The organism is Pedococcus sp. P2_E5 (assembly GCF_056403895.1).
Window position 1 is genome coordinate 19,405 of record NZ_JBFUEP010000052.1, and the last position, 11,366, is coordinate 30,770.

Genomic DNA, 11,366 nt, shown 5'->3' on the forward strand with positions numbered 1-11,366 from the left:
CACCGACGCTACCCCGCCCGCTGGTCAGCGGACGGGCTTGAGGACCTCGAGGCCGAGGAACGGCTGGAGCGCCTGGGGGACGACGACCGAGCCGTCGGCCTGCTGGTGGTTCTCGAGGATGGCGACCATCCAGCGCGTCGTCGCGAGGGTGCCGTTGAGCGTGGCGACAGCCCGGGTGCCCGAGCCGTTGGGGTCGCGTTCACGGGTGCCCAGCCGTCGGGCCTGGTAGGTCGTGCAGTTCGAGGTGGAGGTCAGCTCGCGGTAGCGGCCCTGGGTGGGCACCCACGCCTCGCAGTCGAACTTGCGCGCCGCCGGTCCGCCGAGGTCGCCCGCCGCCGTGTCGATGACGCGGTAGGGCACCTCGATCTTGGCGAGCATCTCCTTCTCCCAGCCGAGCAGCCGCTGGTGCTCGGCAGCGGCGTCCTCGACGCGGCAGTAGGTGAACATCTCGACCTTGTGGAACTGGTGGACCCGGATGATGCCGCGGGTGTCCTTGCCGTGCGACCCGGCCTCGCGGCGGTAGCAGGCCGACCACCCGGCATACCGCTTCGGGCCCTCGGACAGGTCGAGGATCTCGTCGGCGTGGTAGCCGGCGAGCGCCACCTCGGACGTCCCGGTGAGGTAGAGGTCGTCGGCCTCGAGTCGGTAGACCTCGTCGCCGTGCTTGTCGATGAAGCCGGCCCCGGCCATCACGTCGGCCTTGACCAGTGTGGGCGTGATCATCGGCGTGAAGCCGTGCTCGACGGCCTGGGCGATGCCCATGTTGAGCAGCGCGAGCTCGAGCCGGGCGCCGACGCCGGTGAGGAAGTAGAAGCGCGACCCGCTGACCTTCGCGCCACGCTCCATGTCGATGGCCGCGAGCGACTCGCCGAGCGCCAGGTGGTCCTGGGGTTCGAAGTCGAACTCCGGCACGGTCCCGACGGTCTCGAGCACGGTGTAGTCGTCCTCGCCGCCCACCGGGACACCGTCCTCGACGATGTTGCCGATCTGGCGGATCAGCAGATCGAGCTCGACCTGCGCGGCATCGGCGTCGGTCTGCAGCTGCTTGACCCGCGCCGAGAGCTCCTTGGTCTGGGCGAGCAGCGCCTGCTTCTCGTCACCTTGCGCCTGCGCGACCTGCTTGCCCATCGACTTCTGCGTGGCACGCAGCTGCTCGAACTCGGTGAGGGAGGAGCGGTGCGTCTGCTCGGCAGCGAGGATCGAGTCGACGATCCCCTCGTCCTCACCGCGGGCGCGCTGGCTGGCGCGGACACGGTCGGGGTCCTCACGCAGGAGCTTGATGTCGATCACCGGGCAAGACTACCGAGCGCTCCCGGACCCGACGGACGCCGTGTGTGCCGCGCGACAGCTTCGGAGGCAAGGCCCTGTCTGCGGCCACACCCCGCCCTGTGCCGTGCCCCACCCTCAGGGGCACGGCAGACGAACCGCGTTGCGCTCGTGGGGTCGCAGCAGGTCACAATGCCTGCATGCTCACGCGGCGGCACCTCCTCCTCCTCGCGCCGCTCGGTGCCGCGGCGGCCTGCGGCCGCGAGCACGCGCAGGGGGCGCCGTCCCCCACGACCGGTCCCGCGGACGGGATGTCGAGCGCGCCCACCGCGTCGACCACGACGCCCACCACCGCGGCGCCGTCCACGACCATCCTGGCTCCCAGCCCGACGAAGGCACCCGCTGCCCGACCCGCCGCCACCCTCGCGGCCCTGCGCGACGAGCTGTCCGCCCTGTCCCGCCGCTACGGCGTCGACCTGGGGGTCGCGGCCACCGAGACCCGGTCGAAGCGGTCCTTCACGTGGGGCGCCGACACGACCATCGAGACGGCCAGCATCGCCAAGGCCGACATCCTGGCGGCGCTGCTGCTCCAGCTGCAGGACCGCGGCTCGCGCATCTCCGCACGGCAGCTGGCCGTGGCCGGCCAGATGATCCGCCTGAGCGACCACGAGTCAGCCTGGACGCTGTTCCGCGAGATCGGCCTCGCGGACGGCATGGAGGACGCGAACGAGCGCTTCGGACTGAGGGCGACCCAGTGCTTCGACTACAGCTGGGGCCTGACCAGGACGACCGCTCGCGACCAGCTGCGGTTCCTCGGGGCGATCAGCGCGGCGGGGACCAGGGCCTCACCGCTGAACGCGCGATCGGGGGCGCTGCTCCTCGACCTCATGGAGGACGTCATCGCCGAGCAGAAGTGGGGCGTGAGCGCCGCCGCCCACCGCGGCGACAGCGTCAGCCTCAAGAACGGCTGGCTGCCCAGGTCGACCCTCGGCAAGCGGTGGATCGTCAACAGCATCGGCCGGATCACCGGTCCGTCACTGGACCTGCGACTGGCCATCCTCAGCCAGAAGTCGACGTCCCAGGCCCAGGGCATCGAGATCGTCGAGCAGGCCGCGACCCTGACGCGCAAGCACCTCGGGGTCTGACCCGCAAAGCATCTCGGGGTCTGAGCCATCTCGCGGTCCGAGTCATCTCGCAACCTGGGCAGACGCCGAATCCCGTTGCCCTCGGGGGCCGCCGGGCGCGATCCTTGCGGGTATGCCGTCCACGCCCACCCTCGCGTCGTTCGCCCTCGCCGCCACCGCGCTCATCCTGCTGCCCGGTCCGGCGATGCTGTTCCTCATCTCCCGGGGGATCGGACAGGGCAGCCGCCGGCTCGCGGTCGCGTCGATGGCCGGCATCGAGACGGCGACGGCGGTCATGGTGGTCGCCACCGCGTTCGGCCTCTCCGCGGTGATCAGCTCGTCGGTCCTGGCCTTCTCCGTCGTGAAGTACGCCGGCGCGGCATACCTGGTGTGGCTCGCCATCCGCGAGTTCCGCAGCAAGGGGCACTTCTCCCTCGACCGCGCCCCGGTCACCAACTCACGGCGCGCGTTCGGGGACGCCTTCCTCGTGGGCATCTCGAACCCCAAGACGGCGGTCTTCTTCGTGGCCTTCTTCCCGCAGTTCCTGCACCGTGAGTCCGGCGCGATCTGGTCGCAGGTGCTCGTCCTCGGGGCGATCTTCGTCGTGATCGGCTCGGTCTTCGACAGCGTCTACGCGCTCACCGCCGGCTCGCTCGGCCAGTGGCTGGCTCGCCACCCGCGGGCGGTGGAGCGGCAGAAGTACGTGTCTGGGAGCATCTTCCTCGCGATGGGCGGGGCTGCCGCCCTCACCGGTCACCCCCAGAAGGCCTGACCGCTGCTTTGCCCCACGGGCACTGCGGCGCAGCCCACCCTCACGCGCAGGTATGCCGCGTGGTGCGGCTCAGGCGCCCACGTCGACGAGGTGGTGGGCGAGGTCGTGCAGGAAGTACTGCCCGAGCGTGTGCACCGTGAACTCGGACCCGTCGCTGCGCAGGCCGGTCCGCTCCCATCCGTCGTCGGGCACCGCTGCGAAGACGGCCGCGACGGCGGCAGCAGCCTGCCGGACCTCACCACTGACGACTGCCGGGTCCTGCTCGCCGTAGCGCGCGGCCACGGCCGTCTCGTCCTGGTCCCAGTTGGCGAACTGCGGCCCTTCCTGCTCCAGCATCAGCTCAGCCCTGCCCTTGAAGATGCGGCACACGTCCCTGACATGGCACGCGTACTCCAGTGGCGACCACACGGTGGGAGCCGGCCGTTCGCGGACGGAGTCGCGCTCGAGCACGGTCGTCCACGGAGCAGTCGACGCCAGGGTCGACGGTGCGATGTCGGACGGCACGACGGAACCTGCGTCGAATCCGCAGTCAGGACAAGGCCTCTCGAGGGTCCAGGTCCAGTCCTTGGTGTCGGGGACGATCTGGTCGTTCGCGGCGGCATGGAGGTCAGCCATGTCGACCACGGTAGGGCGCCGTGGGGCCCTGACGAGCCCGACCTTCGCCATCCGTCGTGCGAATCCTGCCGATCCGCACGACGGCACTGCCGCGGCGGAGCACGACGACCGGCTCCCCTGACCCACCGGACGGCCCTCTGACCTGTGGCGATGGCACGCCGACCGTGGGGTAGCGTCGGCCCGTGCTTCGCGAACATTCCGGCTGGATCGCCCTCGGGGCGATCGCCCTCGTCATCCTGCTCGCCCTCGGCGTAGCCGGGTGGGCCGGGATGCGCGGGCTCGGTGCCCGTGGCGCCCACCGTGGCCGTCGCTGGGGGCGTCGCCCGCACCGCAACGACTTCCGCCCCGAGGGCACCGTGTCCGACTCGCCCACCCGCCGCGCAGCCATCATCGTCAACCCCACGAAGTTCGACGACGTGGCGGCGGTGCGCAGGAGGATCACCGAGCAGTCGGTCAACCACGGCTGGGCCGAGCCCCTGTTCATCCTCACCACGGAGCGCGACCCGGGCACCGGACAGGCCAAGGAGGCCCTGGCCAAGGGCGTCGACCTGATCTGCCCCCTCGGCGGTGACGGCACCGTGCGCGCCGTGGCCGAGGCGATGGTCGGCAGCGAGATCCCGATGGGGCTGCTGCCCGGTGGCACCGGCAACCTGCTGGCCCGCAACCTCGACCTGCCCGTCGACGACCTGGGTGACGCGCTGCGGATCGCCCTCACCGGCCAGAACAAGCGGGTCGACGTCGGCCGCCTCACGATGGACACCTCGGGCGAGGACGACCGGCCGGCCACCCACATCTTCCTCGTCATGGCCGGTCTGGGCTTCGACGCGGCGATCATGGCCGATGCCCCGGAGGGGCTCAAGGCCAAGGTGGGCCCCGCGGCATACGTGGTCTCCGGCACCCGCAACCTGCGCGGCCCGCAGTTCAAGGTGCGCGTCAAGGTCGAGGACCAGGAGGAGTTCACCCGGCGGGCCCGCACCGTCGTCATCGGCAACTGCGGCAAGCTGCTGGGCGGGCTGGTGCTGATGCCCGAGGCCGAGGTCGACGACGGCCAGCTCGACATGGTCATCCTGTCACCCAAGGGCGTCGTGGGCTGGGCCGCGGTGGCCGCACGGCTCGCGTCCAAGAAGCGCAAGGGCCACCAGATCGTCGACCACTACACGAGCCCGTCCGTCCGCGTCCGCGCGGACCGTCCCCAGGAGGTCCAGATCGACGGTGACACCCTCGGCAAGGCCCGCGCGATCGCCGCGGAGGTCGTGCCAGGCGCCCTGGTCGTCCGAGTCGGATCGCTCGACTGATGTCCGCCTCCACGACGGCAACGCCTCGCCCGCCACGCACACCTGGCACGCCACCCGGGTCGCGCGCTGCGCGGCTGGCCCGCGGAGCTGCGGCCATGGTGCTGTTCGTCGTCCCCGTGCTGCTGCTCGGGTTTGCGGTGCGCCAGAAGTTCGACCCCCTGATCCGGCTCGACACCGACCTCATCCGTGAAGCCACCGACTTCACGCGCACTCAGGGCACCGCTGACGCCCTCGTCGTCCTGCAGACGGCGAGCCAGCCGTTCCTGCTCTACGTCCTGGCGACGGGCGTCGCGCTCTGGGCGTGGCTGGCCAAGGGGCTGCGCAGCCGGGCGCTGTGGGCTTTCGTCACGATGATGGTCGCCTGGAACGTCGGGCTGCTGGCCAAGGTGCTGGTCGGACGCGCCCGCCCGATCGTCGACGACCCGATCTCGCACTCCCCCGGATACTCGTTCCCGTCGGGCCACGCGTTCAACGTCGCCGTGGTCGGCACGGTGGTCGTGTTCCTGCTCTGGCCGCTGCTCTCGACGGTGGGCCACCGGGTCAGCGTGGCCGTCGCCGTGGTGTTTGCGCTGGCCGTTGGCCTGGACCGGATCTTCCTCGGTGTGCACTTCCCGTCCGACGTGCTGGCTGGGTGGATTCTCGGGATTGGCATTACGTTCTCCTCATGGCTCGGATTCATTGGCAAGACGGCCGCGACCTCCTCACCAGGGCCGTCGCACCCGGCGTAGTCCTCTTCGGGGTGCTCGCGGGCCTCGGCCTGCTCATCACCGGACCCTTCAGTTCGGTCGACAAGGCCGAGGACAGGACGGTGGCGGCGCTGAGCCGTGACCGCACCGACTTCTGGGACCCGATCAGCTGGGTCTTCTCGAGGCTGGGCAACACCGAGATCGTCATCGGCGTGTGCCTCATCGCGGTCGCCCTCATCTGGTGGCGTACCCGCGAGTGGCGGTGGTCCGTGGTCCCGCTCATCTCGATCTCGCTGCAGGCGACGATCTTCCTGTTCCTCACGCTGGCGGTCGGACGGGCACGACCGCCGGCCAACCCCATGGACACCTCACCGCCCACGACCAGCTATCCGAGCGGTCACACGGGCGCCTCCACGGCGCTCTACTTCTCGCTGCTCCTCATGGCGGCAGCGCGCATCGAACGCCCCTGGCTCCGCCGGCTGCTGATGACCCTGTGTGGCGTCATCCCGTTCCTCGTCGGGATGGCCCGGCTCTACCGCGGCGCCCACCACATCTCCGACGTCGTCGCCGGGCTGGTCAACGGGGTCGTCTGCGCCGTCCTCGTCTTCCAGTGGTACCGGCACCGCGCCCGCGCGGAGGGATCCGCTGGGGCCATCGGTTCGGCAGAGCCTCAGCTGAACAGGGCTTGACCCCAGTGCTCGTCGGGACCGAGCCCGGGTGGGCAGGCGAAGACTGCTGATCCCGTGTGCTCGATGTACTCGTTGAGCCCGTCCTTGGCGGCCAACGACCGCTGCATCGGCACGAACTGCGCATGCGCGTCGCGCATGAACCCGATGAAGAACAAGCCTGCGTCGAGGTGCCCGACACCATCGGACCCGTCCGTGAAGTTGTAGCCGCGGCGCAGGATGCGTATGCCGTTCAGCCGGCTCTCGTGGGCGAGCGCCACGTGGGCGTCGACCGGGATCGCGGGCTTCCCGTCGGCACCCTTGGCGGCGAAGTCGAGCGCGTCGAACTCGGCCTTCCGACCCAGCGGGGCACCTTCGCCCTTGTCGCGGCCGATGATCTCCTGCTGCTCCTGCAGCGTCGTGCGGTCCCAGATCTCGATGTGCATGCGGATCCGCCGGGCCACGAGGTAGGAACCGCCGGCCATCCAGGCACTCGCGCCCGGCACGTCGTCAGGCTGCACCCACACGTGCTCGGCGAGGGCGGCGCCGTCCTCGGCCTTGAGGTTGTTGGTGCCGTCCTTGAACCCGAACATGTTGCGGGGGGTGACCTGGTTGCGGGTGGTCGACGAGGTGCGCCCGAAGCCGAGCTGGCTCCACCGCACGGACACCACCCCGAAGCCGATCCTGACCAGGTTGCGCACCGCGTGCACGGCCACCTGCGGGTCGTTGGCGCAGGCCTGGATGCAGATGTCTCCCCCACTGCGGGCCGCGTCGAGGTCGTCACCCACGAAGCCCGGGAGGGCCTTCAGCGCCGCCGGCCTGCGGTCGGCGAGTCCGAACCGCTCGTCGAACAGGGACGGTCCGTAGCCGATGGTGATCGTCAGGTCCGACGCGTCGAGGTCGTAGGCCTCGCCGGTGTCCTCGGGTGCGCGGTAGGGGCCGCCACCGACGACGCCACCGGGCGCCGCCTCGGCGCCGACCGTCATCCGCTCGGCGGCCCGCGTCCAGGCCTTCAGCATCTCGGCGACCGCTGCCTTGTCCTTCGTGACCACGTCGAGCGCGACGAAGTGCATCCGGTCCTGGGCAGGGGTGATGATCCCCGACTGGTGCTCGCCGCGGAACGCCACCTCGGCGTCCCCGGCCCCTCCGGAACCGACCACAGCGGAACCGTCGCCCGCGTCGGAACCTGCCTGTGCGGCATACGCACCACCGACGCCCGCGACCGCGCCGGCGACGGCGGCGCCCGCACTGGCGCCCAGCAGCCTGCGACGGGAGAGGTCGGTCACTGGGCCACCACTCCGGCGACCTTCGAGATGTCCTCGCTCACCGCGTCGACGGCGACGGAGAGTGCCTTGACCTGGTCCTTGGACAGGGCGGTGTAGAGCTGGAAGCCGGCGTCGGTGCGGTACTTGTCGAGCTCGGTGTCGAGCGCCGCGAACCTGGTGTCGATCGACGCCAGCAAGGAGCCGTCACGGGCCTTGAGCACGGGGCGGAGGGCGTCGATGGCGGCCTTGGACCCCTTGACGTTCTCGTCGAAGTCGTAGAGGTCGGTGTGGCTGTAGCGGTCCTCTTCGCCGGTGATCTTGCCGACGGCGACCTCGTCGAGCAGCCCCTTGGCGCCGTTGGCCAGCTGCAGCGGGTTGAGCTGGACGGCCTTCGCCTTGGCGACGATCTCCTTCACGTCGACCAGCAGCTTGTCGGCGATCGCGCCCGAGTCTGCCTGCAGGCCGGTGACCCAGAGGTCCTTCTCGAGGCGGTGGAAGCCGGTGAACTTCATGCCCTCCTCGACGACGTCCTCGCGGCCGTCGATCATCGGGTCGAGGTCGCCGAACGACTCCGCGACCGGCTCGATCCGCTCCCAGGGGCCGCGGGCGACGGGGAACGCCGCCTTGGCCTCCTCGACCTTGCCGGCCTTGACCAGGGCGACGAACTCGGTGGTCCGGGTGAGCAGCTCGTCGGACTGCGCCGAGACGAAGCCCTGGTAGGTCTTCACCGCGGTGGCCATGGCCGCGTCAGGCGCCTGACTGGCCGTGGCGCCGGTGACGGTGAAGTCAGCGCGGATCCCCTTGCCCTTCATGCCCGGCTTGCAGGCCGTCTCGTAGGTGCCGGGGCTGGCGACCTCGACGTGGAACGTGCGCGTCAGGCCGGGCGTGAGGTTCTCGACCTCGCCGATGATCTGGTCACCGTCGCCGTAGAGGTAGAACTCGTTGACCTTGGAGCCGGTGTTCCTGACGGTGAACTCGATGGTCCCGGCCGCGGCCTCGCTGCGCGCGACCTTGCACGTGGTGTCCGTCGCCTCGACCGTGATCGGGCCCTTGCCGCCGGCGGCACCGGTCTCGTCGGGGCTGCCACAGGCTGCGGTCGCCAGCAGGACGGCGACCGCGAGGGCGGCGGGGACGGGGGCGATGCGCATGGTGCTCCTAGGAGAGTGATGAGGTGGCGTGCGATGGGTATGCCGGTTGGCTGGGCCTGGGCGTCTCCGGCGCGGGTCGCAGGAAGAGGGTCATCACGACGACGAGGTAGAGCGTCCAGGCGACGGCCTGCAACCAGGTCGTGTTGGGCGTGAAGTTGACGGTGCCCTTGAGCAAGGTGCCGTACCAGGAGTCGGGCGGGATCGCGGTGCTGACGTCGAACGCGAGGGTGTTCAGCCCGGGCAGGAAGGCGGCTTCCTGCAGGTCGTGGATGCCGTAGGACAGAATCCCGGCGGCGACGACGATCAGCGCGATCCCGGTGTAGCGGAAGAACTTCGAGAGGTTGATGCGTACGGCGCCGCGGTAGATGAGGACCCCGAGGACGATCGCGACGGCGATGCCGAGGAGGAAGCCGACCAGCGGCTGGGCGGTGCCTTTGCCTGCGGTCTGGACGCTGGCGTAGAAGAACAGGGCCGTCTCGAGTCCCTCGCGGCCGACACCGAGGAAGCCGACCAGGGCCACGGCCCAGCCGCCGATCGAGAGCGCCTGGTCGAGCCTGCCCTTGAGCTGGCCCGAGATGGTGCGGGCCGCGGTGCGCATCCAGAAGACCATGGCCGTGACGAACGCGACCGCGAGCACCGAGGCACTGCCGCCGATCAGCTCCTGGGTCTCGAACGACAGCTGCCTGGTGCCGAAGGTGAGCAGCGCGCCGAGGCCGACCGAAGCGACGACGGCGAGCGCGACGCCGGTCCAGACGGGCCTGAGCGCCCAGCGGCGGTCGGTCTTGACGAGGAAGGCGACGAGGATGACCACGACGAGCGCGGCCTCCAGCCCTTCACGGAGTCCGATGAGCGCATTGCTGACGAGCACGATGACCTGATTTCCGGCATGTCGATGGTGCGTTATTGGGACCAAGGTAAGCCTCACCTAACCCCGCGCGTCAAATCGCTGGACAACCGGGTGCGCGGGCCCGCCTGCGGTGGAAGTATCGGAAGGTGCCCGAGCAGACCGCGCCCAGCGCCCAGACGATCTCGTATCCCGCCGCTGACGCACGCAGCTCGCGCGGCGCCGTGGAGAAGGCCGATCCGCACGTCATCGTGCTGTTCGGGGCCACCGGCGACCTGGCCCGTCGCAAGCTGCTTCCCGGCATGGCCCACCTGGCGACGTCCGAGCTGGCGCCCGCCATCCGGGTCGTGGGCACCTCGCTCGAGGAGATGACCGACGAGCAGTTCCGTGAGTTCGCCCGCACGGCCGTCGACGAGTTCGCGACCCACCCGCTCACGCCGGAGCAGTGGGAGAAGTTCGACGACTACCTCGTCTACATCCCCCAGTCGGCCGGCCCCGGGCCCCTGGCTGAGGCGGTCAAGCGCGCCGAGGAGTCGCTCGGCCCGGACGCCCAGCGGCTGCACTACCTGTCGGTACCGCCCAAGGCGGCCGTCGCGGTGATCACCATGCTGCGCGACGCCGACCTCGTGGCGCGCTCACGAGTGGTCATGGAGAAGCCGTTCGGCACGGATCTCGCGAGCGCGATCGCGCTCAACAACACCGTGCACGAGACGTTCGACGAGAGCCAGGTCTTCCGGATCGACCACTTCCTCGGCAAGGAGGCGGCGCAGAACATCCTGGCCTTCCGGTTCGCCAACGGACTCTTCGAGCCGATCTGGAACCGCAACTTCATCGACCACGTGCAGATCGACATCCCCGAGACGCTGGGGCTGGACGAGCGGGCCAACTTCTACGAGGCGACCGGCGCCTACAAGGACATGGTGGTCACCCACCTGTTCCAGGTGCTCGCGTTCGTCGCGATGGAGCCGCCCACCGCCCTGGAGCCCCGGGCCATCTCGGAGGAGAAGAACAAGGTCTTCCGGTCGCTGCTGCCGATCGACCCCTCTGACGTGGTGCGGGGTCAGTTCGCCGGCTACACCGGGCTGAACGGCGTCGCCCCCGACTCGGACACCGAGACGTTCATCGCGCTCAAGGCCGGGATCGACAACTGGCGCTGGGCGGGCGTCCCGTTCTACCTGCGCACCGGCAAGAAGCTGGCCGACGGCGCCCGCATCATCTCGATCGCCTTCAAGGAGGCGCCGCGGTCGATGTTCCCCGCCAACTCGGGAGTGGGCTCGGCCGGGCCCGACCACCTCACCTTCGACCTCGCCGACGAGTCCAAGGTGTCGCTCTCGTTCTACGGCAAGCGCCCCGGCCCCGGCATGCGGCTGGAGAAGCTGTCGATGCAGTTCTCGACCCGCGAGACCGAGCGCGCCGGCGACGTCCTCGAGGCCTACGAGCGGCTCATCCTCGACGCGATGCGCGGCGACCACACGCTGTTCACGACGGCCGAGGGCATCGAGTCGCTGTGGGAGCGCTCGCAGCCCCTGCTGGCCGACCCGCCCGAGGCCAAGCCCTACCCCGTCGGCAGCTGGGGTCCGAACGCGATCCACCAGCTGATCGCCCCCCACGCGTGGCGACTGCCCTTCGAACGCGTCTGGCGCGAGAAGAAGTAGCCAGCGCGCCGGCATACCTGCAGGCGTGGTG

Annotated in this window: 12 protein-coding genes; 7 read left to right on the forward strand and 5 right to left on the reverse strand. The window is 70.2% G+C overall.

The window, feature by feature from the left end; genetic code table 11:
• Positions 1 to 24: 24 nt before the first annotated feature.
• Positions 25 to 1,290, reverse strand: a complete 1,266-nt coding sequence (gene serS, locus AC1DVZ_RS16435; protein WP_477619283.1) for a serine--tRNA ligase — start codon at positions 1,288 to 1,290, stop codon at positions 25 to 27.
• Positions 1,291 to 1,466: 176 nt separating this feature from the next.
• Between serS and AC1DVZ_RS16440 the strand changes: the two genes are divergently transcribed.
• Complete coding sequence (locus tag AC1DVZ_RS16440) at positions 1,467 to 2,411, forward strand: serine hydrolase (RefSeq protein WP_477619284.1); 945 nt, start codon at positions 1,467 to 1,469, stop codon at positions 2,409 to 2,411.
• Positions 2,412 to 2,523: 112 nt separating this feature from the next.
• A complete protein-coding gene (locus AC1DVZ_RS16445) occupies positions 2,524 to 3,162 on the forward strand; it encodes a LysE family translocator (protein ID WP_477619285.1) in 639 nt (212 codons plus the stop codon).
• A 69-nt stretch (positions 3,163 to 3,231) separates the two neighbouring features.
• Here the strand turns inward: AC1DVZ_RS16445 and AC1DVZ_RS16450 are convergent, their stop codons facing one another.
• A complete protein-coding gene (locus AC1DVZ_RS16450; RefSeq protein WP_477619286.1) occupies positions 3,232 to 3,777 on the reverse strand; it encodes a DinB family protein in 546 nt (181 codons plus the stop codon).
• On the opposite strand from AC1DVZ_RS16450, the gene AC1DVZ_RS16455 reads away from it, so the two are divergent.
• From AC1DVZ_RS16455 to AC1DVZ_RS16470, 4 genes are all read left to right on the forward strand, one after another.
• On the forward strand, positions 3,776 to 3,898 hold the full coding sequence (locus tag AC1DVZ_RS16455) for a hypothetical protein (RefSeq protein ID WP_477619287.1): 123 nt from the start codon (positions 3,776 to 3,778) through the stop codon (positions 3,896 to 3,898). The genes AC1DVZ_RS16450 and AC1DVZ_RS16455 overlap by 2 nt on opposite strands.
• A gap of 61 nt (positions 3,899 to 3,959) precedes the next feature.
• Entirely contained in the window at positions 3,960 to 5,072 is a 1,113-nt protein-coding gene (locus tag AC1DVZ_RS16460; RefSeq protein WP_477619288.1) for a diacylglycerol/lipid kinase family protein, read from the forward strand.
• A gap of 95 nt (positions 5,073 to 5,167) precedes the next feature.
• Positions 5,168 to 5,800, forward strand: coding sequence for a phosphatase PAP2 family protein (locus AC1DVZ_RS16465; RefSeq protein WP_477619289.1), 633 nt, complete (start codon positions 5,168 to 5,170; stop codon positions 5,798 to 5,800).
• Positions 5,737 to 6,447, forward strand: a complete 711-nt coding sequence (locus tag AC1DVZ_RS16470) for a phosphatase PAP2 family protein (RefSeq protein WP_477619290.1) — start codon at positions 5,737 to 5,739, stop codon at positions 6,445 to 6,447. The genes AC1DVZ_RS16465 and AC1DVZ_RS16470 overlap by 64 nt, the downstream gene beginning before the upstream one ends.
• On the opposite strand, the gene efeB is transcribed toward AC1DVZ_RS16470, so the two are convergent.
• Genes efeB through efeU form a run of 3 tightly spaced genes read right to left on the reverse strand, consistent with a single transcriptional unit; the run spans position 6,429 to position 9,704 of the window.
• Positions 6,429 to 7,709, reverse strand: a complete 1,281-nt coding sequence (gene efeB / locus AC1DVZ_RS16475) for an iron uptake transporter deferrochelatase/peroxidase subunit (protein WP_477619291.1) — start codon at positions 7,707 to 7,709, stop codon at positions 6,429 to 6,431. The genes AC1DVZ_RS16470 and efeB overlap by 19 nt on opposite strands.
• Complete coding sequence (gene efeO / locus AC1DVZ_RS16480; protein ID WP_477619292.1) at positions 7,706 to 8,836, reverse strand: iron uptake system protein EfeO; 1,131 nt, start codon at positions 8,834 to 8,836, stop codon at positions 7,706 to 7,708. The genes efeB and efeO overlap by 4 nt, the downstream gene beginning before the upstream one ends.
• 7 nt (positions 8,837 to 8,843) lie before the next feature.
• Positions 8,844 to 9,704: an iron uptake transporter permease EfeU gene (gene efeU, locus AC1DVZ_RS16485; RefSeq protein WP_477619293.1), complete on the reverse strand. Its 861-nt coding sequence runs from the start codon at positions 9,702 to 9,704 to the stop codon at positions 8,844 to 8,846.
• 200 nt (positions 9,705 to 9,904) lie between these two features.
• Between efeU and zwf the strand changes: the two genes are divergently transcribed.
• On the forward strand, positions 9,905 to 11,335 hold the full coding sequence (gene zwf, locus AC1DVZ_RS16490) for a glucose-6-phosphate dehydrogenase (RefSeq protein ID WP_477619294.1): 1,431 nt from the start codon (positions 9,905 to 9,907) through the stop codon (positions 11,333 to 11,335).
• Positions 11,336 to 11,366 lie beyond the last annotated feature (31 nt).

Coding starts and splice junctions, on each gene's coding strand:
- efeO (WP_477619292.1), bottom strand. CDS start 8,836: ATGCGCATCGCCCCCGTCCCCGCCGCCCTCGCGGTCGCCGTCCTGCTG.
- AC1DVZ_RS16450 (WP_477619286.1), bottom strand. CDS start 3,777: ATGGCTGACCTCCATGCCGCCGCGAACGACCAGATCGTCCCCGACACC.
- AC1DVZ_RS16465 (WP_477619289.1), top strand. CDS start 5,168: ATGGTGCTGTTCGTCGTCCCCGTGCTGCTGCTCGGGTTTGCGGTGCGC.
- AC1DVZ_RS16440 (WP_477619284.1), top strand. CDS start 1,467: ATGCTCACGCGGCGGCACCTCCTCCTCCTCGCGCCGCTCGGTGCCGCG.
- AC1DVZ_RS16445 (WP_477619285.1), top strand. CDS start 2,524: ATGCCGTCCACGCCCACCCTCGCGTCGTTCGCCCTCGCCGCCACCGCG.
- AC1DVZ_RS16455 (WP_477619287.1), top strand. CDS start 3,776: ATGTCGACCACGGTAGGGCGCCGTGGGGCCCTGACGAGCCCGACCTTC.
- AC1DVZ_RS16470 (WP_477619290.1), top strand. CDS start 5,737: ATGGCTCGGATTCATTGGCAAGACGGCCGCGACCTCCTCACCAGGGCC.